The sequence below is a fragment of the Luteitalea sp. TBR-22 genome (assembly GCF_016865485.1).
Taxonomy (GTDB): Bacteria; Acidobacteriota; Vicinamibacteria; order Vicinamibacterales; family Vicinamibacteraceae; genus Luteitalea.
This window is the reverse complement of record NZ_AP024452.1, coordinates 6,067,722-6,091,237: the sequence shown is the minus strand read 5'-3', so window position 1 is coordinate 6,091,237 and position 23,516 is coordinate 6,067,722. Positions and strand designations below refer to the sequence as shown.

Annotated in this window: 20 protein-coding genes; 9 read left to right on the top strand and 11 right to left on the bottom strand. The window is 70.7% G+C overall.

What is annotated here, in order from left to right; translation table 11 throughout:
- Window positions 1–126 precede the first annotated feature (126 nt).
- Window positions 127–1,446, bottom strand: coding sequence for a vanadium-dependent haloperoxidase (locus tag TBR22_RS25125; protein WP_239490591.1), 1,320 nt, complete (start codon window positions 1,444–1,446; stop codon window positions 127–129).
- A 250-nt stretch (window positions 1,447–1,696) separates the two neighbouring features.
- On the opposite strand from TBR22_RS25125, the gene TBR22_RS25120 reads away from it, so the two are divergent.
- Both TBR22_RS25120 and TBR22_RS25115 read left to right on the top strand, forming a co-directional pair.
- Window positions 1,697–2,539 (top strand): c-type cytochrome, encoded by an 843-nt coding sequence (locus TBR22_RS25120; RefSeq protein WP_239490590.1) that lies wholly within the window; start codon window positions 1,697–1,699, stop codon window positions 2,537–2,539.
- Window positions 2,536–4,140 (top strand): PQQ-dependent dehydrogenase, methanol/ethanol family, encoded by a 1,605-nt coding sequence (locus TBR22_RS25115; protein WP_239490589.1) that lies wholly within the window; start codon window positions 2,536–2,538, stop codon window positions 4,138–4,140. The genes TBR22_RS25120 and TBR22_RS25115 overlap by 4 nt, the downstream gene beginning before the upstream one ends.
- A gap of 272 nt (window positions 4,141–4,412) precedes the next feature.
- Here TBR22_RS25115 and TBR22_RS25110 read toward each other — a convergent pair whose 3' ends face one another.
- Window positions 4,413–5,432, bottom strand: coding sequence for an IS110 family transposase (locus tag TBR22_RS25110; protein WP_239490588.1), 1,020 nt, complete (start codon window positions 5,430–5,432; stop codon window positions 4,413–4,415).
- Window positions 5,433–5,818: 386 nt separating this feature from the next.
- On the opposite strand from TBR22_RS25110, the gene TBR22_RS25105 reads away from it, so the two are divergent.
- Complete coding sequence (locus TBR22_RS25105; RefSeq protein ID WP_239490587.1) at window positions 5,819–6,745, top strand: hypothetical protein; 927 nt, start codon at window positions 5,819–5,821, stop codon at window positions 6,743–6,745.
- A gap of 21 nt (window positions 6,746–6,766) precedes the next feature.
- Here TBR22_RS25105 and TBR22_RS25100 read toward each other — a convergent pair whose 3' ends face one another.
- Both TBR22_RS25100 and queF read right to left on the bottom strand, forming a co-directional pair.
- A complete protein-coding gene (locus tag TBR22_RS25100) occupies window positions 6,767–7,030 on the bottom strand; it encodes a Smr/MutS family protein (protein WP_239490586.1) in 264 nt (87 codons plus the stop codon).
- A 94-nt stretch (window positions 7,031–7,124) separates the two neighbouring features.
- Complete coding sequence (gene queF / locus TBR22_RS25095) at window positions 7,125–7,472, bottom strand: preQ(1) synthase (RefSeq protein ID WP_370651556.1); 348 nt, start codon at window positions 7,470–7,472, stop codon at window positions 7,125–7,127.
- Between the two features lie 187 nt (window positions 7,473–7,659).
- Between queF and TBR22_RS25090 the strand changes: the two genes are divergently transcribed.
- On the top strand, window positions 7,660–7,941 hold the full coding sequence (locus tag TBR22_RS25090) for an HU family DNA-binding protein (protein WP_239490584.1): 282 nt from the start codon (window positions 7,660–7,662) through the stop codon (window positions 7,939–7,941).
- Window positions 7,942–8,076: 135 nt separating this feature from the next.
- Here the strand turns inward: TBR22_RS25090 and TBR22_RS25085 are convergent, their stop codons facing one another.
- The 4 genes from TBR22_RS25085 to TBR22_RS25070 form a co-directional block, all read right to left on the bottom strand.
- A complete protein-coding gene (locus tag TBR22_RS25085; protein WP_239490583.1) occupies window positions 8,077–9,786 on the bottom strand; it encodes a sensor histidine kinase in 1,710 nt (569 codons plus the stop codon).
- Window positions 9,783–11,306: an ABC transporter substrate-binding protein gene (locus TBR22_RS25080; RefSeq protein WP_239490582.1), complete on the bottom strand. Its 1,524-nt coding sequence runs from the start codon at window positions 11,304–11,306 to the stop codon at window positions 9,783–9,785. The genes TBR22_RS25085 and TBR22_RS25080 overlap by 4 nt, the downstream gene beginning before the upstream one ends.
- 297 nt (window positions 11,307–11,603) lie before the next feature.
- Entirely contained in the window at window positions 11,604–13,031 is a 1,428-nt protein-coding gene (locus tag TBR22_RS25075; RefSeq protein ID WP_239490581.1) for a radical SAM/SPASM domain-containing protein, read from the bottom strand.
- A 210-nt stretch (window positions 13,032–13,241) separates the two neighbouring features.
- Window positions 13,242–14,630: a sigma-54 dependent transcriptional regulator gene (locus tag TBR22_RS25070; protein ID WP_239490580.1), complete on the bottom strand. Its 1,389-nt coding sequence runs from the start codon at window positions 14,628–14,630 to the stop codon at window positions 13,242–13,244.
- 314 nt (window positions 14,631–14,944) lie between these two features.
- Between TBR22_RS25070 and lpdA the strand changes: the two genes are divergently transcribed.
- From lpdA to TBR22_RS25050, 4 genes are all read left to right on the top strand, one after another.
- A complete protein-coding gene (gene lpdA, locus TBR22_RS25065) occupies window positions 14,945–16,375 on the top strand; it encodes a dihydrolipoyl dehydrogenase (RefSeq protein ID WP_239490579.1) in 1,431 nt (476 codons plus the stop codon).
- Between the two features lie 231 nt (window positions 16,376–16,606).
- Complete coding sequence (locus tag TBR22_RS25060) at window positions 16,607–17,980, top strand: dihydrolipoamide acetyltransferase family protein (RefSeq protein WP_239490578.1); 1,374 nt, start codon at window positions 16,607–16,609, stop codon at window positions 17,978–17,980.
- Window positions 17,980–18,630 carry a lipoyl(octanoyl) transferase LipB gene (lipB, locus tag TBR22_RS25055; protein ID WP_239490577.1) on the top strand — a complete coding sequence of 217 codons (651 nt, stop codon included), beginning with the start codon at window positions 17,980–17,982 and terminating at the stop codon, window positions 18,628–18,630. Before TBR22_RS25060 ends, lipB begins: the two co-directional genes overlap by 1 nt.
- Before the next feature lie 173 nt (window positions 18,631–18,803).
- On the top strand, window positions 18,804–19,427 hold the full coding sequence (locus TBR22_RS25050; protein WP_239490576.1) for an RNA polymerase sigma factor: 624 nt from the start codon (window positions 18,804–18,806) through the stop codon (window positions 19,425–19,427).
- Window positions 19,428–19,555: 128 nt separating this feature from the next.
- On the opposite strand, the gene TBR22_RS25045 is transcribed toward TBR22_RS25050, so the two are convergent.
- The 3 genes from TBR22_RS25045 to TBR22_RS25035 are packed head-to-tail and all read right to left on the bottom strand — an operon-like array spanning window position 19,556 to window position 22,798.
- The gene (locus TBR22_RS25045; RefSeq protein WP_239490575.1) at window positions 19,556–20,857 is read right to left on the bottom strand and encodes a hemolysin family protein; all 1,302 of its coding nucleotides are present in this window, start codon (window positions 20,855–20,857) and stop codon (window positions 19,556–19,558) included.
- Window positions 20,854–21,942: a hemolysin family protein gene (locus TBR22_RS25040; protein ID WP_239490574.1), complete on the bottom strand. Its 1,089-nt coding sequence runs from the start codon at window positions 21,940–21,942 to the stop codon at window positions 20,854–20,856. The genes TBR22_RS25045 and TBR22_RS25040 overlap by 4 nt, the downstream gene beginning before the upstream one ends.
- Window position 21,943: 1 nt before the next feature.
- Window positions 21,944–22,798, bottom strand: coding sequence for a hypothetical protein (locus TBR22_RS25035; protein WP_239490573.1), 855 nt, complete (start codon window positions 22,796–22,798; stop codon window positions 21,944–21,946).
- Between TBR22_RS25035 and TBR22_RS25030 the strand changes: the two genes are divergently transcribed.
- A complete protein-coding gene (locus TBR22_RS25030) occupies window positions 22,797–23,513 on the top strand; it encodes an SDR family oxidoreductase (RefSeq protein WP_239490572.1) in 717 nt (238 codons plus the stop codon). The genes TBR22_RS25035 and TBR22_RS25030 overlap by 2 nt on opposite strands.
- Window positions 23,514–23,516: the final 3 nt, after the last annotated feature.

The window sequence follows — 23,516 nt, the reverse complement described above, 5'->3', positions numbered from 1 at the left end:
GCCATCTCCTGCGAGTGCCGGCGTGGCACTGATTGCACTCACCAGCGCCCGCACGCGCGATTTCCGGAAGGAATCAGCACGTGCGGGCCGGTGGTGCCTGGAGAGGGAGCAAGGCCGATGCCGCTTTCAGTCCGGTGAGGACGCTCGCCGCGGTCTGAAGTGGTGCGTGGCCACGTGGCGCGCCACGCGCGCACCGATCGCCTCACCCCGCTGCACCGAGTTCCGCCAGTGCAGGCCGCCCCAGATGCGGGCGTTGCCGATCTGCGTGATCAGGTCGTCGAGGTTCTCGTACGTGCGCTCGGCCAGCACGAGTTGGGGTACGGCCGTTCGCGACGTGCTGAGCGTCCACCGCACTTCCGACGTCCCGAAGAAGGCGGCCACTGCATCGACGACCGCGGTGGACCAGAAGCCGTGACCGGACGGGTACTCGGGGTGGTTGACCATCAGGAGCGGGCGCCACGTCGGGTCCGCGTCGGTGCGATCGGAGGGGTCACGGTCACCAGCGGGAATGGCCGTGCGCGGCCGCCAGGCGCGGTAGTGGTACTTGGCTTCGAACCCGGCGATCACGGCGTCGGACGCCGACACGTGCACCAGCGCGAAGAACCTCGCGGCGTCGCGCGCGTCGAGCCCGGCGGCGACGGCCAGCGCCACCAGGTTGCGGTTCCAGTGCACGTACGGGTTCTCCGCCCAGAAGTACGCGATGTCGGTCTGCTCGGGCGTCCGCACAACGCTGTCGATGCGACCGACCGCGCGCGTCTCCTCGTAGTCGCGCACGTACACGGCCGACCCGAACGGCGCCGGCCCGGTCGGGCGCAGCACCCTGATGTCGCGGAACGTGAAGGGCCGGATCTGCCCGACCTTCGCATCGACGGGTTGCGGGCTCGACGGCGACGCAGGGCACCCGCTGTCGGGCTCGAACTCGCCGACCGGCAGCGGCGAGGCGCTGCAGGCATACGGCACGATCGCCGAGTAGTTGTCGTTGGCGCGCCGCGCGAGCATCGCTTCGCCGGCCGCCCGGCCGACGCGCGTGCCCTCGGCCTTCGACGGGCCCTCGGCGATCGCCGCCATGTACGTCGCGTACGTGTCGTCGAGATACGCCAGGCGCGCCGGGGCGATGCGGGGACGCGTGGTCACGTACGCGGCGGTGGCGACGGCGGCGCGGACATCGGCGTACGGCGCTGCGTCGATGCGGGCAGCGAACGGTTCGGTACCGCCCTCGATGGCCACCACGGCGTCGTACACCGCCAGCATCGCCATCGTGTGGAGGATCTGCGAGGTGCCCGCCGACCGTGGCGAGGTCGCGGCATGGATCGCGGGCTGGATGAGCGTGGCCCACTCGATGACGGGATTGGGGCCAGTGACCGACTCGGCACGGACTGGCGGAGCGGACGCCACGAGACTGGTGGCGAGCAGGCACAACTGGATGAAGGACTGGACTCGTGACACGGGATCACTCCTTGCGTGGCGGCGAACCGCACGGATGAACGAACGGATGACACCCGCCGACGACGGGGCGGGCCGTGCGAGCGGCCCGTACTGGAGTGATCGCAAGGCGCCTGCGTAAAGCGACAAGCGGCAGCACCGATGGGCGCGTGCGCGTTGCCGCGACCCGGAGTGCTGCGATGCCGGAGGCTCGACGGTCACGGCCCATGGCCCTGGGTGTCGAGGACCTCGGCGTTGGGAGTAGACTCGGCGCGTGCCAGCCATCTCAGCGGTCAGGTGCCGCCGCGTGCGCGCGATTGCCGGCGCCATGCTGCTTGCTGCGCCAGCCTCGCTCGTCGTCCTGCGCGCGCAGGGACCGGCGCCCCTGGCGGCGCCCTCGTCGGCCGACCTCGCCAGCGGTGCGAAGGTGTACGAGGTCTACTGCGCGCGGTGCCACGGCCTCGACGGATCGGGCGGATCGGGTCCGCCCCTGGCGCGCGCCAGGCTGCGGCGCGCCGCCGACGAGGCGGGCGTGATCGCCATCCTGACCGACGGCGTGCCCGGCACGGCGATGCAGGCGTTCTGGAGCCTGTCCGAACTCGAGCTGCAGCAGGTGGCCGCGCACGTGCGCGCGCTCGGTCGACGACCAGCCGAGGCGATGCCCGGGGATCCCGAACGGGGGCGTGCGGTGTACGGGCGCGCCGGCTGTGCCACGTGTCACCTGATTGACGGGGAGGGCGCGACCATCGGCCCGGACCTCTCCGACGTCGGCCTCGTCCGCGGCGCGGCCTTCCTTCGCGAATCACTCCTCGACCCGGGCCGGGCGCACCCGGTCAGGGCCGTACCCTACGAACCGTACGAGGCGGCGGCGTACGTGCCGGTGCGCATCCGGACCCGCGCCGGCGTCGAGGTGACCGGCCTGCGGGCCAACGAGGATTCCTTCACCGTCCAGGTGCGTGAAGCGACGGGGCGCCTGCACTCGTTCCTCAAGGCGGACCTCGGGTCAGTGGTCGTCGAGACGGGCACGAGCATCATGCCGAGCTATCGCGGACAACTGGACGAGGCGCAGCTGAACGACCTGGTGTCGTACCTGATGACGCGTCGGGGGCGGCAGTGAGGGGCCAGCGTCGGCACGTCGCGTTCCTGGCGCTGGCCTGGGCATGTGTCGCGGGCAGCACCGCGAGCGGACAGGTGCCGGCCTCGCGCATCGCCGCGGCCGCGCGCGAACCGGCGTCGTGGCTCACCTACTCGGGCACGTACGACGGCCACCGGTTCTCGCCCCTTGCCGGAATCACGCCCGACAACGTCGCGCGCCTGCGCCCCGTCTGGGTGTACCAGGCCCAGGAAGCGGGGCTGCAGGCCACGCCGCTGGTCGCCGATGGCGTCATGTACGTCAGTGAGACTCGCAGCCGAGTGGCGGCGCTCGACGTGCGCACCGGACGCACGCTCTGGCGATACGAGCCGCCCATCCCGAAGACCGTGAAGATCATCGGCTTCGGGCCGACCAACCGCGGCGTCGCCCTGCTCGACGACCGCGTGTACGTCGGCACGCTCGACGCGCGCCTCGTGGCCCTCGACGCGGCCTCGGGCGCCGTGCGCTGGAGCGTGCAGGTGGCCGACAACGCGCTGGGCTACGCGATCACCGCGGCGCCGCTCGCGATCGACGGGAAGGTCATCATCGGCGTGAGCGGGGGCGAGGCGGGCGTCCGCGGGTTCCTCGACGCCTACGACGCGAAGACCGGCGCGCGCCTGTGGCGCTTCCACACCATTCCGGGACCGGGCGAACCCGGGCACGACACGTGGACCGGCGACATGTGGAAGACCGGCGGCGGCACCACGTGGCTCACCGGCAGCTACGACCCAGGCCTGAATCTGCTGTACTGGGGCATCGGCAACCCCGGCCCCGACTGGAACGGCGACGTCCGCCCTGGCGACAACCTCTACACCGGGTCGATGGTCGCGCTCGACGCCTCGACGGGAGCGCTGCGCTGGCACTTCCAGTTCACGCCGCACGACACGCACGACTGGGACGCCAACCAGATCCCGATGCTCGTCGATGCCGACGTGGCCGGCCGCGCGCGTAAGCTCGTGGTGACGGCCAACCGCAACGGCTTCTACTACGTGCTCGATCGCACGACGGGCGAGTTCATCAAGGGCATGCCGTACGCGAAGCAGACCTGGGCCACGGGCCTCGACGCGAAGGGCCGGCCTCAGGTGATCGCGGGCACGGAGCCGTCGGCGACGGGCACGCTGGTGTGGCCGAGCCTGCAGGGCGCCACCAACTGGTTCAGCCCGGCCTACGATGCGACGCGCCGCCTGGTGTTCGTGCCGGTGCGCGAGATGGGTTCGTACTACTTCAAGGCCGAGGCGAAGTACGAGCCCGGCAAGCCGTTCATGGGCGGCGGCGAGGTGGTGGCCCACCCGGGCGAGGCCTACGGCGCCGTGCGCGCGCTCGACGTGCTCACCGGCGAGCGTCGCTGGGAGCATCGCCTGCTGACGCCGCTCTGGGCCGGCGTGATGGCCACCGGTGGCGGGCTCGTGTTCGGGAGCACCAACGAAGGCAACGTGTACGCGCTCGACGCCGCCACGGGCCGCGCGCTCTGGAACTTCCAGACCGGCGGCCAATGCACGGCCAATCCGATTGCCTACGAAGTGGAAGGGCGCCAGCACGTGGCCGTCGCGTGCGGGCAGGCGGTTTTCGCCTTCGCGTTGCCCTAGGGTAGGGCGCGAGTATGAAGTGGCTGGCCGGGTCAAGGGCAGATCAGTCCCGTCGCGGGGGCGCAGGCCCCCGCGCGGGGGGATACATCGGTCCTGCCTCGGGGGATCGGGCTGCTCCAGTCGAGTATTCGCGCTCAGGGGCGCACTAGGTTGCTGCGGGGCGGGGTCGCACATCGGTTCCTCGTGGTCGCCCGAAGGCGCCAGAACCGCCCTACTCGCGATCACCCGCGCGTGGCAGCCGACCCCAGCAGGGCGGTGCCGCCGTGGCGCGGTTACCCGGCCAGCGGCGCGGCGTTGGTCCGGTGCGGGTCGAAGCGGGTGCCATCCCGCCAGATCGCATACAGGATGCCGGTCAACTTGCGCGCCAAGGCCACGACGGCGACCTGGCGCCCGCGCCGGTGCTGCACGGCGTCGACCCAGTCGCGGAGCGGCCCCGGCTTCAGCGTCCGTTTCGCGCAGTGCGCGGCCTGGACGAGGCACCAGTGCAGGCTGCGGGCCCCCGCTTGGGTAATCCCCAGGTCACGCGCCCGCGCGCCACGCGAGTCCTGGCCGGGCACCAGCCCGACATACGCCTCCACCGCGTGCGCGCCGTCGAAGCGCGTGTGGTCGTCGAGCGCCGCCACAAACCGCACGGCGGTCACCGTGCCGACTCCGGGGACCGTCAGCAAGCGGCGCGCGACCGGGTCGCCCGTGGCCCAGGCCGTCACCTCGCGGTCGGCGTCCGCGATGGCGGCATGCAGGTGCTCCAGCAGCTGCAGCTGCCGGGCCACGTAGCTCGGGAGGGGCTCGCCTACCGCGGCGCGGACGCGCGCCCCGAAGGTGTGCACGCTGCCACTCGCCAGCCGGCGGCCCTGCGTCCGCAGCCAGCCGCGCACGGTATTGAGCAGGAGCGTGCGACTGCGCACCAGCCCGTCGCGCATGCCGCAGAGCGTCTTGGCCGCCCGCGCCTCGGCGCTCGGGATATGCACCGACGGCAGGTCGATGCGGCAGGACACCTCGCTGAGCACCTGCGCATCACGCCGGTCCGTCTTCATCCGGCGCGCCCCCACGCCCAGGGTCGGCGCCAGGGTCGCCGGCACCACCCGCACCTCATGCCCGGCCGCCCGTGCCGCGTCGGCCACCCAGAAGGCCTCACTGCACGTCTCGACAATCACTCGGCTGCCGGGCCGCTCGCCCAGGTACCGCGGCACCTCGTGCGTCCGCAGCCGCCGCTCCTCGACGACGGTCCCGTCGGGCCGCCGCACGCAAATCTGGGATTCCCTTCCGCCGAGATCGATTGCAACATGGTCCATGGCTGGCTCCTCTCACTGTGTGCCTCGAGCACGTGTCAGTGTGAGCGACGGGCCTCCCGTCAGCTCGCGGGGGCCAGCCACTTCATCCAATCTGTGTCCGACCGCGCCGTTGGTGGATAGCGGCGGCGTGGGACCCGCCTTCGCCTAGCGGCTTCGGCGAGCCAAGCACGCCGCCCTACCGCTGCGCGAGGAGCGCCATCACGTCGAGGCCCCACACCTCGGTCTTCGCCATGGTGGGCGTGCTCGCGGCGATCTTCGTGCCGTCGGGGCTCGGGCTGAAGCTGTTGAAGTTGCCCGACGGCGGGCTGTCACGAAATCGGCTGCCACGACCACTCCACGTCGGGTCGGCCGGCTTTCCGGTCGGCCGTCAACCCGGGAGGGTGTCGATGCGGAGACGTCACGCAGGGCTTGCGCTGGTGGTCGCCATGGGAGCGATGGGAGTCACCGCAGGAACGGCCCGCGGCACGACCATCAGCTTCAGCGGCGGGTTCCTCGGCTACACCGGACCCACGTGGTCTCACACGTATCCAGGGAATCCCCCCTTCGAGGTGAGCACCCGGTTCCAGCGCGAGGGGGACACCACCCCGAGGTCGCTCGAGGCCTGGGTGCCCTTGCCCGGCAACCCCGGAGATCTGTTCACCTCGGCCGGCATCGGCATGGGCGCCCTCGACCTCACGTCCAGCGGCGCGGCGGCGGCGACCGTCGAGTTCTGGCAGAGCTTCGGCGGTTCGAAGGATGCGGTCAACCGCGTCAACTTCACGCCGGCGGCAACGCAGGTCGTCACCGGGCCCGGCCAGGAGTTCCTGCTCGGCACGTTCACGTTCGTCAACGGCGGGTGGTTCGGGGTCCTCCCGTACACGGACTCGAACGGCAACCCGCAGACCTACATCTATCCGGAAAGCGCCTTCTCGTTCCGCGTGACCGGGCTGCTCTCCGACAGCGCCACGCCACACACCTTCGCGGGCACGCTGCGCCTGAACGTCACCGGGCCCGACTGGCCGAATCCGACGCCTGCCGAAGACGCCGACTACTTCTACTTCGCGGAGCGCCCCGATCTGGGGTACGTCGGGGCCCTGGAGAGCTACAACCCACCCGGTGGGCCGTACGCCGGCCACATCGAACTGTACGGTCGCCTCGGATCGCTGATCCCGACGCGCTTTGCCAATGCCGACGGCGTGGTCCTGGCCAGCGAACTGCCGACCGGCCCGACCCCGGTGCCGGAGCCCCATGCCCTGGCACTCCTGGGCGCCGCGCTGTGCGTGCTCGGCGCGCGCGCGCGTTCGAGCCGGAGTCGCTCCACGACAGGGAACTGAGCGAGGGCGCTCCGACCCCGTTCAGTCCCTCAACGTTGCCAGCGTCGCGCCGAGGTGGGCGCGCGGGTCGTCGCGATACGACGAAACGAGCGGATGCGCGTGCAGCACCTGCTGCACGCGCGCCCGCTGCACGCCGATGCCGCGCCCGTGGACGAGGCGCACCTCACGCAGGCCGAGGGCATGCGCTTCCTGCAGGTAGGCGTCGACCACGTCCGGGATGTCGCGCGGCGCGAACGAGTGGAGATCGAACTCCGGACCGATCGGAACGGGATGCGGGTCTGACACTGCCGCGATGCCGGAATGCCGGGAATGCCGGAAGGTCGCACGCCCAAGGCCCAAGGCCCAGGGCCCAAGCCCTGATCACCAGGGCCGGCGCGCGTCAGTCCCTCGTGTACGTCGCCGTCACCGTCGTGCGGATGCCGCCGCGCGGCGTGAAGTCGCCCACCACGGTCATGCGCACGGGCGCGCAGGCCGCCACGAGATCATCGAGGATCTGGTTGGTGAGCGCCTCGTAGAAGACGCCCTTGTTGCGGAACTCGAGGAGGTAGTACTTGAGCGACTTCAGCTCGATGCAGGTCGCGTCGGGAACGTACGTGATGCGGATCTCGCCGAAGTCGGGCAAGCCCGTCTTTGGGCACATCGACGTGAACTCGGGACAACGGGTGTCGATCTCGTACGGACGTCCTGGACGCGGGTTCGGAAAGGTCTCGATGCCGCCACTGGCCATGAATGGAGTGTACATCGCGCAGTTTGGCCATTCCCGCCCAATTGACACGTGCTCCGCGTGTCGCTAGCATTGGCGCCATTGCGTTTTTGGCCGGAAATCGTGACACGCGCGCCACGACTTCGCGGCACGCTTCAGAAATCGCGTGCGTGCAATGGGGGGAGACAAGCGGATGGCCCAGGCCCAGAAGATGACCAAGTCGGCACTCTTTGCGTTCTTCGCTGACAAGTTCGAGGTGAAGCGCACCGAGGTGCGTGACTGGTTCGACGAGCTCGCGGCGCTTGCCGAGAAGGAACTCAAGCGCTCGGGCGAGTTCACGCTCCCCGGTGTGGTGAAGTTGTCGGTGCGCAAGAGCAAGGCGCGCATGGGCCGCAACCCTGCCACCGGCGAGCCGATCAAGATCCCGGCCAAGACGCGCGTCAAGGCGACCGTGGTGAAGGCCATGAAGGACGCCGTGATGCCGCGCAAGTAGCACCCGCGAGCCCGGCGCGCCCCGCGCGACGCCGACCGAACGGACCAGGCCCCGCCGGACGCGCGTCCCGCGGGGCTTTTGGTTTTGCCCGGACGCGGCGACGGCGATCGGCAACGATCGCCTGCCGCGTGGTGCTCATCCCGTGGTGATGCGCGTCAGGCGGGGGAACGAGAGCGTGAAGGAGCTGCCCTCGCCGACCACGCTCTCGACGGAAATCGATCCGCCGAGTTGCTCCACCACCTTCCGCGAGATCGCCAGGCCGAGCCCGAGGCCGCGGCGCTTGGTCGTGACGAAGTCCTCGAAGATGGCCTGCACGCGATCGGCCGGGATGCCGCAGCCCGTGTCGTTCACGCTGATCGTCGCGCGTCGCTCGTCGCCCGACACCTCGATCCACACGCGCCCGCCCGGCGGCGTGGCCTGCAGCGCGTTCAGCACCAGGTTGCGCAGCACGCGGCCGAGCGCGAAGAGATCGCCCTCGACGTAGACCGGCTGCGACGGCAGGACGCCGGCGGCGACCGTGACGCCGGCCACCGACGCCTGCGCCTGCATCCGCTCGACCACGTCGAGCACCAGCTTGCCCGTGTCGACCGCGAAGCGCTCGAGCGGGATCGGCCGCGCCAGGTTGCGCAGGTCCTCGAACGTGCGCTGGATGGTCGAGAACTCGCGCTTGACCAGCCGCGCGAACGTCGCGCGGTACTCCGGGTCGTCGTGCATCTGCAGCACGAGCTTGCAGTTGTTGTTGATGTTCTGGATGGGATGCGAGAGGTCGTGCACCAGGCCGGCGGCGATGCGGCCGAACATCGCCTGACGCTCCTGCCGGATCGCCGACTGCTGCAGCTCGCCGAGCTTGTCGGCCGTCGCGTTGAACGCCTCGCCGAGCAGCCGGAACTCGTCGTCGCGCGTGATGTGCACGCGCTCGTCGAGGCGACCTTCGCCGATGGCGCGGATGCCCGCGAGCAGGTCCGAGATCGGCCGCAGCAGCGATCGACCCGCCGCGATGCCGATGGCGATGTTGGCCAGCAGCGCCAGCGTCACGAAGAGCAGCAACTGGCGCTCGAGGTCCCGCGCCGGACGGAAGGCGTCCTCAGCCGGCTGCTCGACGATCACGCGCCACCCGAGCGCCATGGGCGCGCTCGACACCGCCAGCACCTCCACGCCGTCGCCGCGGACGTAGCGCGCCGAGCCGGGGGTGCCGCTCGCCGCCAGCGGATGATCGCCGAGGCGCTCGCCCCGCGCGATGCGCGCCTTGCCGCCGCGCCGGCCGTCGGCGATGATGCGTCCCGACTCGTCCACCAGGAGCGCGCGGCCCCTGGCGCCGACGGTGACCCCATCCACCACCCGCCACAATTCCTCGAGCTTCAGCTCGGCGACGAGATACGGCGCGAGCGGTTCGCTGAGGCGCAGCGTCATCCGCGTGCGCGGCAACTCGTCGGCGTCGAGGTCGACCGGCAGCAGCGCGAAGTCCGAGGTGATCCGCGCCGGCAGCGGCGGCGGCGTGCCCGTCAGGAGGCTGCTGGCCACCGGCTGCCCCTCCGCGTCGTACAGCGTGAGCGACCGGATCTGCCGCTCCATCATCACGTGATTCCACAGCACGCGATCCTGCTGCGCGCGGGTGAGGCCCGTGCCGACGATGTATGACGCGGCCGATCGCACGATCTGCTCGGTGGACTGCAGGTACAGGCCGATCGCCTCGGCAGCGCGCTCGGCGATGGCGGCGTGCGACTCGAGCACCGAGCTCCGCGTCGTCGCGCGCAGCGTCACCCCGGCGACGATGCCGAAGATGAGGAGCGGGAGGAGCGCAGCGGTGGTGACCAGCAGTGCCATCCGGCGGGTGATCGGGATCATGGGGGCGTCACCACGCCCCAGCGCGGCAGGGAGGCGAGCACGTCGCCGGCCTCGGCAGGGACCGTGATGCGCCGGCCCACCGCACGGCTGGTCTCTTGCCAGAAGAGGTGCACCGCGGGCGGGTCGTCGATGAGCACGCGATGCAGGTCGGCGATCGCGGCGGCGAGTGCCTCGCGCGACGAGGCGCGACGGATGGCCTCCGAGGCACGCGCCCCGGCGACGTATCCATCGTCGACGATGCGCGGGCGGTCGTGCGGCCCGTATTGCAGGTACGCCATGCCCATCCCGTAGCCACTGACCATCGGGGACACGAACGTCTCGAACTTGCCGGTCTCCAGGCGGGTCAGCAACTGCTCGAGCGACACCGCCTCCAGGTCGAGCGCGATGCCCACGTCGTCATAGGCCTGCTGCAGGCGCGCCGCGACCTGGACCGAGAGCGGCTCGTCGAGCACGAGGCAGCGCAGTGTCAGGCGGGGCTTCACCACGCCGCCGGGGTCGACGCGTCGCGTCAGTCCCACCGAGTCGAGCCAGGCCCGCGCGGCGGCCGGGTCGTGGCGGAGCAGGCGGCCGTCGTCGGCGTGCGGTCGCGACCAGTGCTGGTGCCACAGCAGGTCGGCGGCGGGCACGCCCACGCCACCCGGCACGGAGGTCACGAGGGCGCGCCTGTCGATGGCAGCGTTCAACGCCAGCCGCACCTCGCGCCGGGCGAGCAGGGGATGGCGGTGGTTGAGGCCGAGCGTCAGCACGTACGGCTTCACGTGTGGGTAGATGCGGACGCCGCCGTCGGCGTCCAGCAGAGCGCGGGCCTCGCCCGGCACCTCGTACAGGACGTCCACCTCGCCGCGCAGCAGCGCCACGACGGCGGCGCGCGGCGTGTCGTATCGCTTGATGTCGACCGAGCCGATGGCCGGCGCGGGCTCGCCGGCGCGAACCACGGCTCGCAGGGAGGGCGGCGCATCAGGCGGGGCGACGTTGCGGTACGCGCCGGCCGGAAGCGCCTCGGCGAGCGCCAGGGTCTCGAGCAGCAGGCTCGTCGGCTCCTTCAGGCGGATGCGCACCCGATGGTCGTCGAGCGCGTCCACCCCGACCACGGGCCACAGGCCGGGGCCGGCGTCGGGTGAGGCCGCGGCCTCGCGGATGCGTGCCGCGACGTCTGCCGCGGTGGCCTGCGTGCCGTCGTGCAGCCGCTCGTCGGGTCGCACCACGAGCGTCCAGGTGAGGCCGTCGGGCGATGACGACCATCGCTCGATGAAGGCCGGCTGCTCGACGCCCGTGGCGTCGAGCCTGATCAGGCGTGTCTGCGTCAGGACGAACAGCAGCGGAGTGTCGGGAGCCACGAGGCTCGGAATGGCGATGGTGACGTGCTGCGACGCCGCCGGCCGCGGGCGCACGGGATCGTCGCGGCGGCACGCGCCCGTCGCGACGGTGATGAGGCACACCGACGCGCACGCCACCGCGAGGAGCGCGGCTGGTCGCGTGTCGGCGCGAGCGCCGGGTGAGCAATCGAAAGGCGCGATCACGCAGCGATCGGCGAACCTCCTCTGTCGAAGGACCGGTTCGCCGTGGCTGCTTGTATCACGAACCTGCGCCCGCGGTGATCGCCATGCCGCAGAACGGAGGGGCGGTCCCCCGGCCGCCCGGGCGACGGGCGGTCCCGCGGGTCCGCGCAGGGCGTCCGGCCTACTTCTCGGGCACCTCCTCGATCGGGACGTCGATCAGGAACGGGCAATACGGCTTGTCCTTCAGGGACCCACGCTGCACGACTCGAATGGTCACGGATGCACTCCTTTGAGGGAACGCTGGCCGGCGGCTGCCGGTCAGGCGGGAACGGCCGCTGCCGCGGCCAGTGCCGGAAGCGCGGCGAGCATCGCCGGCTTGTGGCAGTTGGGGAGGTCGAGGTCGCCCTGCTCGTTGTGCGCGGCCACCGAGCACCCGCCGCCGCACACCGGCACCAGCGCACAGTCGCCGCAGGCGCGCCAGGGCGCGTGCCTGTCGAAACGCTCGCGCGTCGCACGGTGCGCGTCGTGGCGCTCCGCGCGCACGTGACCGACGCGAAGGCCGGGCTCGCCGGTGAAGCCCGGGCACGGATAGAGCGAGCCGTCGGGGCCGATGGTGCTGGCGTGGCGACGATGCAGTTCGCAGGGGCCCATGTGGACGCCATCGGGCGTGTGGAACCCGGCCGCGAGCGTCTGCTCGCGCAGCCGGCCCATGGCGTCGTCTGCCAGGCCGCAGGTGTCGCAGGGCGTCGAGCCCGACCCGGCGCCGGCAGCGGTCATGCACGTGCCGCCGAGAGCGGGTTGCCGGTCGGCCTCGACCAGTGGAATCACGCGTCGGCCGTCGACGGCCGACGAGGCCAGCGCCCGGCCCGTCTTCGGTCCACGGATGATCGGCTTGAAGGTCAGCTTCGCGATCCGGTCGGCGAACGGCTCGGCGCGCAGGAACTCGAGCAGTGCCGGGTACGAGGCGACGCTCTCGACGTCGAAGTTGCCGCCGAGGCTGACGCGCACCTTCGGGGCCACGGCGCGCAGGTTCGCGATGATGCGGTCGAAGGTGCCCTGGCCGCCGCGCAACGGCCGCAGCCTGTCGTGCGTGGCGCGGTCGCCGTCGAGGGTCACCTTGACGCCGGCCAGCCCGAACGGCAGCAGGCGGTCGACGACGGCCTCGGTGAGGAGCAGGCCGTTGGTGATGATGCTGATGGTCATGACGACCCCGCGGGCCTGACAGGCCGTCCAGGCCCGCTCGGCCAGGGCGTACACCACCGGCAGGTTCAGCAGCGGCTCACCACCGAAGAACGTCAGGGTGAAGCGGGGCGAGCCCAGGGCGTCGAGCCGCGCCTCGATCCAGTCGCCGACGCGCGCCGCCGTGTCCAGCGACATCCGGCCTTCGGGGGCGTCGTGGTCCTGGTGGTCGCCCTGGATGCAGTAGTCACACGCGAAATTGCACTGCAGGGTCGTCAGCACCGTGACCCGCAGGTGGGTGGCGTCCTCACGGATGTCGCGAAAGAAGGCCTCGAGGGCCCGCTGCTCGGCCTCGGCGCTCTCCACCAGGAACCCGAGCTCGGCCAGTTGACGGATGGCTTCGCGGGTGGTGCGTGTGCCGGCGACCGGCTCGCCCCGGTCGACCCGGGCGATCAGGTCGACCACGTCGGGGGAGACGACGATCTGGCTCTCGGTCAGGGTGTTGAAGAGGAAGACCTCGTCGGACCCCGGGAGCGGCGTGGACAGGGTGAAGCGGGACGCGCGCATCGCGGCCGCCGGAGTTGCCAGATGAATGCCAGCCGAGCCAACCATGGTTGGTATTTCGGCAAGTGGCACGAGTTTCTGGACATCCGGGGCGGATCACGCCGGGACGGCCCGGCCATGGAGCGCGATTTCTGCCAACCAGCGTGCCCCGAGTGTTCGCAGTTACAGCAATCCTGACGGGGCGCCGACACCAAAAGGTAGCAATTGGCCGGCCTACGACTCCCGGAGCCGGCGGGTCACGTCGTACAGGCCGAGTCGGCTCATCCGGTGCTTGAGGGTGCTGAGGGGGAGCCGCAGCTGCCGGGCGGTCGCCGCGACGTTCCACTCGCCCTTCTCGAGTGCCTTGAGCAGGTAGCTCCGCTCGAAGGCGGCCACGGCCTGGTCGAGGAGGCTCTCGGAGGCGTTGGCCTCGCGGGCGTCGAGCGCGGCCAGTTGCACCTCGAGCGGCAGGTCCGCCTCGGTGATCTCGGCCTTGTCGCACACCGCCACCATGCGTTCGGCCAGGTTCTGCAGTTCCCGGATGTTGCCCGGCCAGCGATAGCGCTCGAGCACGGCGAGGGCGGCGGGCTCGATGGCGCGGACCACCTTCCTGAAGCGGATGGCGTAGCGGCGGATGAACACCTCGAGCAATTGCCCGATGTCCTCGAGCCGGTCGCGCAGCGGCGGCAGGCGGACGGGAATCACGTTGATCCGGTAGAAGAGGTCCTCGCGGAACCTGCCGGCGCGCACCGCCTCGGAGAGGTCGGCGTTGGTTGCCACCACGAGCCGGATGTCGACCCGCAGCGGGTGCCTCCCGCCAACCCGCTCGATCTCGTTCTCCTGGATGGCCCGCAGGAGCTTGGCTTGCAGGTCGAGCCTGAGGTCGCCGATCTCGTCGAGGAACAGCGTGCCGCCATTGGCGAGCTCGAACTTGCCGAGCTGCTGGCGGACGGCGCCGGTGAACGCCCCGCGCTCGTGCCCGAAGAGCGTGCTTTCCACGAGTTCGCTCGGGATGGCGGCCAGGTTCACGGCGATGAAGGGGCCCTTGCGGCGGTCCGACTCGGCATGGATGCGGCGAGCGAGCATCTCCTTGCCGGTGCCGCTCTCGCCGGTGATCAGCACGGTGGTGTCCAGGGGCGCCACCTTCTGCACGAGGCTGACCACCGCCTTCATCGCCGAGCTGGTGCCGGTGACGAACTCCTCGTCGAACGCCTGCACCTGCGCGGTCAGCGACTCGACACGGTTGCGCAGGTCCTGCCGCTCGCTCGCATTGCGGACGAGGGCGCGCAGCGCGTCGTAGTCGAACTCCTTGGTGATGTAGTGGTACGCGCCGAGCTTCATCGCCTGCACGGCGGTCTCGACGTCGGTGATCGCCGAGATCATGATGATCTCGACCTGGTCGTGCAGCTCCCGCACCTGGCGCAGCAACTCGAGGCCGCCCATCCCCGGCAACCGGACGTCGAGCAGCATCAGGTCGATGCGGGTCTGCCGCAGCCGCGACAGGCCGTCCTCGGCCGAGGCCACCGTCAGCACCCGATACTCCCGCTTGAGGATCGCCGTCAGCGTGTCACGCATCCCCTCGTCGTCGTCGACGATCAGCAGCGTCTTCTGGGGCAGCGGCATGGCGGGGTCATTATTCAACGCCGAACGGCGAACGGCGAACGGCTCAGGGCTCAGGGCTCACGGCTCAGGGGAAGGAGGAAGGGAGAAGGCGGAAGGCGGGAAGGCAGAAGGCGGGAAGGCGGAAGGGGGCAGGGGGAGGGCGAAGGGCCCCAGCCCCCAACCCCGGTGGCCGGTGCCCGGTGCCCGGTGCCCGGTGCCCGGTGCCCGGTGCCCGGTGCCCGGTGCCCGGTGCCCGGTGCCCGGTGATCCATAATTGATGGTTTCCTTCGTCCGGCCCGCGGGTTATCCGGGTCGGCTTCCCAGAGGAGTCGGGGTTGGCGAGCGCATTCGATGTCGTGGTGATCGGCGCGGGGACGGGCGGCTACGTGGCGGCCATTCGGGCGGCCCAGCTGGGGCTGTCGACGGCGGTCGTGGAGCGGGAGCAGGTACTCGGCGGCACGTGCCTCAACTGGGGGTGCATCCCGACCAAGGCGCTCCTCGAGCACGCGCACGCCTACAAGGTGGCCAAGGCCGCCAAGGACTGGGGCATCACCCTGGGCGAGGCCGCGCAGGTCGGCATCGACATGGGCGTCGTGCAGGACCGCAAGGACAAGATCGTCAAGGGCCTGACCGGCGGCATCGGCCTGCTCTTCAAGAAGAACAAGATCGAGTGGATCAAGGGCACGGCCCGGCTGCTCGGCAAGGGGGCCGTCGAGGTCACCGCGGCCGACGGCTCGGTCAGCCAGGTCACCGCGAACAAGGAGATCGTCGTGGCGACGGGCTCCTCGCCCCGCAGCGTGCCGGGCATCGCCTTCGACTACAAGCGCATCGTCACCAGCAACGAGGCGATGAGCATGCGCGAGGTGCCGAAGTCCATCATCGTGATGGGCTCGGGCGCGGTCGGCGTCGAGTTCGCCTCGATCTTCAACAGCTTCGGCACCGCCGAGGTCACCGTCATCGAGCTGCTGCCCCGCATCGTCCCCAACGAGGACGCGCAGGTATCGGAGACGCTCGAGAAGAGCTTCCGCAAGAAGAAGATTCGCGTCCTCACCGGCACCAAGGTCACCGGCGCCGTCAACAAGGGCGATCTCGTCGAGGTGACCGCGCAACTGCCCGACGGCAAGGTCGAGACCCTCTCGGCGGAGTACCTGCTGGTGGCCACCGGCCGCGGCCCGGTCACCGAGGGCCTCGGCGTGGAGGCGCTCGGGCTCGAGATGGAGCGCGGCTACATCAAGGTCGACCCGCTGATGCGCACGTCGGTGCCGGGCATCTCGGCGGTCGGCGACGTGATCACGCTGGGCACGGGCGCCCACAAGCAACTCGCGCACCTCTCGTCGGCCGAGGGCATCCTGGCCGCCGAGCGCATCGCCGGTCACCACGTGCGGCCGATCAACTACGACCACGTGCCCGGGTGCACGTATTGCGACCCCGAGATCGGCAGCGTCGGCCTCACCGAGGCCCAGGCCAGGGAGCGCGGGTACGACGTGCGCGTCGGCACCTTCCCGTTCGGCGTCCTCGGCCGCGCCAAGATCGCCAACGAGACCGAGGGGTTCGTGAAGATCGTCGCCGAGACGAAGTACGACGAGATCCTCGGCGTGCACATGATCGGCCCGCGCGCCACCGAACTGGTGTCGCAGGCCACTCTCGCGCTACGCCTCGAATGCACCGTCGAGGAGCTGATCCGCACCATCCAGGCGCACCCGACCATGTCGGAAGCCGTGGGCGAGGCGGCGCACGCGACGCACGGCGCGGCGATCCACATGTGAAATGAAGGCTCAGGGCTACAGACTCAAGGCTCAGAGAGCTTCCCGATGGTTCGGTCGGCGGCACCGATGCCTTCAGCCCGAGCCACCAGGGCGCTTCTGAGTCCTGAGTCCCGAGCCTCGAGCCTCGAGCCTGCAGCATTCTTTCTGAGCCTCGAGCCCTGAGCCTTGAGCCTGTCTCCGCGCCTTGAGCCCTGAGCCCTGAGCCTGCTTTCCGAGCCCTGAGCCTGCTGTATGCCAACCAACGTCGTCATGCCCCAGATGGGGGAATCGGTCACCGAGGGGACCGTCGTCCGGTGGATCAAGAAGACCGGCGACACGGTCGACCGCGACGAGCCGCTGTTCGAGATCTCGACCGACAAGGTCGATGCCGAGATCCCCTCGCCGGCGGCCGGCGTGCTGCTCGAGATTCGCGTCCACGAGAACGAGACGGTGCCCGTCGACACCGTGGTGGCCGTGCTCGGCGAGGCAGGCGAGCAGCCTGCGGCTGCCCAGGCTGCGCCGGCTCCCGCGGCGACCCCCGCCTCGACGCCACAGCCCGACGGCACGGCCGCAAGTCCCGCCGTCGCCGCGGCGGCGCCGCCGACGGCTGGACACGACGTCGGTGGGCAGCCCGCCGCCCCTGCAGCGGTGGACGGCGCCGTCGCTCGCCCCGAGCGGAGTCGAGGGGGAGACCGCGCCCTGGCCGCGCCCGGAGACGACGAGGACCCGACGATCGCGCGTCGCCGGCAGAAGTCGTCGCCGCTCGTGCGCCGCATCGCCGAGGAGCACCACGTCGACCTGCAGCACCTGCACGGGTCCGGCATCAGCGGACGCGTGACCAAGCACGACATCCTGCAGTACCTCGACGACCGCGCCCATGCCCCGGCGGCCGCACCAGGCGCCGGACACGCCGCCAGTGGCCTCCACATCCCGGCCTTCCAGCCCGGCGAGCCCGTGGACGTGCAGCCCATGTCGGTGATGCGCCGCAAGATCGCCGAGCACATGATCTACAGCCGGCGCACGTCGGCGCACGTGCACTCGGTCTTCGAGATCGACTTCACGAAGGTGGCCGCGGCGCGCCAGGCGCTCAAGGCCGAGTTCGCGCAGGCCGGCGTCAACCTGACGTACCTGTCGTTCATCTCGCACGCGATCGCGCAGGCCTTGCGCGCCATGCCGGTGCTCAACGCCGCCATCGACGGCGATCGCGTCGCCTACAAGAAGCACGTCAACCTCGGGTACGCCGTGGCCCTCGACTGGGGCCTCATCGTGCCGGTGCTCCACAAGGCCGACGAGAAGAGCCTGCTCGGCATCGCCCGCGGCATCGCCGACCTGGCATCGCGAGCGCGCGCCAAGCAACTCAAGCCGGAAGACGTCGCCGGCGGCACCTTCACGATCACCAATCCCGGATCGTTCGGCACGCTGTTCGGCATGCCGATCATCAACCAGCCGCAGGTCGCCATCCTCGCCGTCGGCACCATCGAGAAGCGCGTCGTCGTGGTCGACGACATGATCGCGATCCGCCAGCGCGGCTACCTGACGCTCGGGTACGACCATCGCCTGGTCGATGGCGCCGTCGCCGACGAGTTCATGAGCCGCGTCAAGGCGACCCTCGAGTCCTGGAGCTGATGAAGCCGCTGGTCGTCAGGCGCGCCGGCCTGGTGCCCTACGACGCCGGGCTGGCGCTGCAGGCCGAGCTGGTTGCTGCTCGCAAGGCCGGGACGATCCCCGACACGTTGGTGTTGCTCGAGCACCCGCCGGTCATCACGCTCGGGGTCAAGGTGCGGCAGTCGCGCGAGCACGTCCTCGCCTCCGACGAGCAGCTCGGCGCCCTGGGGGTCGCGCTGTTCGAGGCGGGCCGCGGCGGCGACGTGACCTACCACGGTCCCGGCCAGTTGGTGGGCTACCCCATCCTCGACCTCAAGCCGGACCGCATGGACGCCCACAAGTACGTGCGCGACCTCGAGGAAGTGCTGATCCGGGTGTGCGCCGGCTACGGGATCGAGGCGGGGCGCAAGCCGGGCCTGACCGGCGTCTGGGTCGGCGAGGAAAAGGTCGCGGCCATCGGCGTGCGCCTCTCCCGCTGGGTGACCAGCCACGGGTTCGCGCTCAACGTGACCACCAATCTCGGGCATTTCGGCCTGATAGTTCCTTGCGGAATCGCCGACCGCGGCGTCACATCCCTCGAGCGCATCCTCGGAACCGCGCCGGCAATGGCCGACGTCGAGGCGGCCGTGGTCGGTCATCTGTGCGCGGTCTTCGGCCTCGACGTCGCTTGAGCGTCCCTCTCGGGGACCCCCGCCGGGCCGCCGTCGGCCTATACCAAGGTCTAGGCCCTTCGTCACAGGGTGTCCATGGTTAGGCGGTACTCTCTGGGTCGGAGCCACAGGTGATGCGTATCGACGACGGGAATAACTTCCTCGTCTCCGGTGTTCTTGTCCCCGGAGGCGAGATGAAGCGAGACAGCCAGAGCGAGCGAGCCCTTATCGAGCAGTTGCAGGCCGGCGTGCCCGGCGCCGTGGAGACGCTGGCCAGCGCCTACGGCAGCAAGGTCTACCAGCTGGCTTTCCGATACATGAAGAACCGCGAGGACGCCGAGGAAGTGACTCAGGACGTCCTCATGAAGGTGGTCAACAAGGTCGAGGCGTTCCGCGGCGACGCGGCGCTGTCGAGCTGGATCTACCGCATCACGTTCAACACGGCGATGTCGCGGCTGCGCAACGGCAAGTTCACGCGCCCCGCCGAAGTCTCCGAGCACGAGATGCAGGGGCAGGATCAGGAAGACGGCGTGCGGCGCCTGCGCGAGGCCGCCGACTGGTCGAGCCTGGCCGACGAGGCGGTCCTGCGTGGTCAGTTGCGTGACCGGCTGGCCGAGGCGATGAAGGGGCTGCCCGAGATCTACCGCACGCCCATCGTGCTGCGCGACATCCACGGCCTGTCCACCGAGGAAGCGAGCCAGGTCCTCAAGGTGAAGAGCCAGACGCTGAAGTCGCGCCTGCACCGCGGGCGGCTCATCCTCCGCGAGCGCCTCGCCGACTTCAGCAGCGGCCTCTCGCTGCACTCGGTCGCGTCCTGACGCCGTACTGCAATTTGAAATTTGACATTTGAAATTCTCGGCGGCTCGGCCTCCCGGCCTTCGCTCGCACGAGATATCGCGAGGCCCGGCGGCAAAGCCGCGGGCCCGCCAATTTCAAATGTCGAATTTCAAATTGCCGGCGTCTCCACCTCGGCGATGCACGACTTCACGCCGAGGCCTTCCACTTCGGTGACCTCGAACCGTACGTGGTCGTAGGTCACCACGTCGCCCACATGCGGGGGGCGGCCCAGCACGGTGAGGATCAGGCCGCTGACGCTGTCGACGGCCTCGTGCTCCAGCGTCACGCCCAGCGCTTCCCCGGCCTCTTCGACGCGTGACGTCCCGCTCACGTGCAGCACGCCTCGCGCGTCGCGATAGATGCTGGTCTTCTCGCTGGCGCCCTCGGCCACCTCGCCGATGACCTCGTCGAACAGATCCTCGTGCGTCACGACCCCGGCGGTGCCGCCGTGCTCGTCGATCACCACGGCCATCTGCGCCCGCGCCTCGCGCAGCGTCTCGAGCACGACGTCGAGCGTCGCCGTCTCCGGGACGGTGGGGATGGCGCGCACCATCGCCGGCGTCAGCACCGCGCCACTGGACTTGAGCAGCAGCAGGTCCTTCACGTTCACCATGCCGGTCAGCTCGTCGATGTCGCCCTCGTACACGGGATACCGCGTGTAGGGTGCCTTGCGCACCGTCTCGGTCACGGTCGCGGCATCGGCGCCGAGCGGCAGCGCCGCGAGGCGGACGCGCGGGGTCATCACCTCGCGCGCGGTCAGGTCGCCGAACTCGAACAGCTCGCGGAGGATCCGCCCCGACTCCTCCCGGAGCATCCCCCCGGCCTGGCTCTCGGTGACGATGTAGGCGAGCTCCTCCGGTGAGTAGAGGTGCTCATGCGATCGCTCCTGCCGCGTCACGCCGATGAGGCGCAACAGCAGGTTGCCAAGCGCGTTGAGCACCAGCACCAGCGGATAGCAGATGGTCTGCAACACCAGCATGACCGGCGTGATCCAGAGCACCGTGCGCTCGGCCCGCTGCAGCGCGATGGACTTGGGCACCATCTCGCCGAAGACGATGTGCACGTACGTGAGCAGCGCCACCGCCGCGACGCTCGCCAGCGTGTGCGCGGCGACGTAGCGCGCCACGCCGAGTCCCTCGAACAGGTGCACGAGCCGCTCGGCCACCTCGTGCTCGCTGTACATGCCCAGACCGAGGCTCGCCAGCGTGATGCCGAGCTGCGCCGTGGCGATGTAGCGATCCTGCCGCCGCGAATCGGTGAGCACCTGGTGGACGCGTTGCGCGATCCGCTCGCCGGCCGCCGCCCGCTTTTCGATCGCGACACGCGGCGTGCCGACGATGGCGAACTCCGCGGCGACGAACAGGCCGTTGAGCAGCACCAGCACCGCGACGATGACGATGAGCATCGTCATGCGCGAGACCTCGTGGCGCGCGGCGCCGGCATGCGCAGCGAGGACTGCGTGAACTCGTCGGGCGTGGGACCGAGCAGCGACGACAGGATGTCGTCGAGCGTCACCATGCCGACCACGGCCTGGCCGGCGTCGACGACGATCGCCTGGTGCGTGCGGTGGCGGCGGAGCTCCGCGATCAGGCGGTCGCCGGTCATCGTCTCCTCGACCCGGGGAGCCGGCTGCAGCAGCTCGCGCACCGATCGGACCGGGCGGCCCTCGACGTGCCGCACCAGCAGGCGCTTGGTGTTGAGGAAGCCGATGACGTTGTCGGGCGCGTCACGGTAGATCGGCACGTAGGCCTGCGAGGAGTCGAGCGCCATCGACAGCACCTGCTCGACCGGCGTCATGACGTCGACGCACTGCATGCGGTCGCGGGTCGTCATCAGCTGCCGCGCCGTACGCAGGCTGAAGCGGAGCGCGCGCTGCAGCCGGCGCAGCTCGTCGGGCTCGAGCAGCCCGCCGTCGTGGCTCTCGGCCAGCAGCAACTCGATCTCCTCGGGGGAATGCACGTGGCGATGCGCGCCGTGGGCGCTGCCGAGCAGGCGGAGCAGCAGGGTGCCGGAGCCGTTGAGGAACCAGATGAACGGGCCGAGCAGCCAGAGCGACCAGCGCATCGGCCAGTAGGAGTAGAGCGCGATCTCGGTCGGGTACTGCAGCGCGAGCGACTTGGGCGCGAGCTCGCCAGCGACCATCGCGCCGACGGTGAGCACGAGCAGGATGACGACCGCGGCGGCTGACGAGGCGGCGAGTGGGTCGAGTCCGAGCCGCGCCTGCAACTGGGCGGCGATGGCCGGACCGTATGCAATCTGACCATAGGCGCCCAGGATCAGGCTGGAGAGGGTGATGCCGACCTGGCACGCGGCGATGTAGCGGTCGAGGGCAGCGGCATCGTCGAGGACCGGCAGCAGGCGTCGGGCCGTCGCATGGCCGTCCTCGGCCATCTGGCGGATGCGGCTCTTGCGGACAGACACGGCGGCGAACTCCGCCGCGACGTAGAGCGCCGTCACCGCGACCATCGAGGCCACGATGAGCAGGGACGTCAGCACGTCAGCGGCTCGCGCCGGACCCGACGAGCCCGGCAGTCGGTCCGGACGACACCATGCGCGCCCGCCCCCCGGGCGAGAAGCGCAACGACGACACACCTGCCGGCGTGGCTCCGCCGTCGGTCACCCACCAGCACGGGTACACCTGGCGGGATCCGAACCACGCCGCCTCGGCCACGCGCGCGGCGGCTGCGCCCAGGGTGTACGGTCCAGGGGGCCACAGGCCCGCCAGCCTGGCGTCGACGCGTTCCCGCTGGTCGCGACGACAGGCGACCTCGGCAGGCACTCCGTCCACCGACGTGCGCGCCCAGTCGATGACGCACGGCCCTGGGGCGCCGCTCGCGATCCCGACGTGAACCACCGCGGGGCTGACATCGGCGTCGAGGGCCAGCAGGGCCCGGGCGGCCGCGGCGGCGGCGGTCGGCGCGGCCCCCACGATGCGGTCGGGTGGCACGGCGCCGGTGGCCACCCCGCGAGCGACGACGAGCTGGTGCGCGGCATCGGCGCACACGATCAGGGCGCCGGGCGAGCGCTTGTGCAACTGCTCGAGGTGGCTGAGCGGGTCGGGCGAGATGGGGTCGGCCAGGATCGACACCCAGGCGCCCGTCGCGGCTTCCAGCGACGCGCTGCCGGTCACGCGCGTGCTGTAGCCGTCCACCGGGCCCGACTGCAGGATGTCGAGCGCCTTGCCGGCGGCCAGGGTCTTTTCGGGGTCGATCAGCCGGACCTCGTCGAAGCGCGCCCGCGAGGCCAGCGCGTAAGCGAGGGCACCGCCGAGAGGGCCGGCTCCGAGGATGGCGACGAAGGGCATGGACGTGGGCGTGGCGCGAGCCGCGCGACCCCGGTAGTGTAAGGGCATGACTTCCCAGCCTCAACTCGCCGGCCACGTCGCCATCGTCACAGGCGGATCCCGCGGGATCGGCCTCGCCCTGACCTGCGGGTTCGTCGCCCGCGGCGCCCGGGTCGTCCTCTCGGGCCGCTCGAAGCCGGATCTCGAGGCGGTCGTCGCCGAACTCGGGGCCTCTGCCGTGGCGACGGTGCAGGGCGACGTCGCCGACCCGGCCGTGGCCGAGGCCCTCGTGCGGACGGCCTCCGAACGGTTCGGGGGCGTCGACTCGCTGATCAACAACGCGGGCGTCGGCACGTTCACGCCCGTGGCCGACATGGCCATCGACGACTGGCACCGGCTCATCGCCACCAACCTCACGGGCGTCTTCCTCTGCACGAAAGCGGCCATTCCGGCGCTGAAGCAGCGGGGCGGTGGCTGGATCATCAACATCAGCAGCCTGGCCGGCCGGAACTCGTTTGCCGGCGGCGCGGCCTACTGCGCGTCGAAGGCAGGGCTGAACGCGTTCGCCGAGTCGCTCATGCTCGAGGTGCGGCAGGACAACATCCGGGTGTCCACGGTCATGCCCGGCTCGGTGCAGACGGCGTTCTCACCCGGCGGCGACGCGGCCGGCACCGACTGGAAGCTGTCGCCAGACGACGTGGCGCAGGTGGTGTTCGACCTGCTGGCCAGCAGTCCGCGCAGCCTGCCGAGTCGCGTGGAGATCAGGCCGAGTCGGCCGAAGTGATGC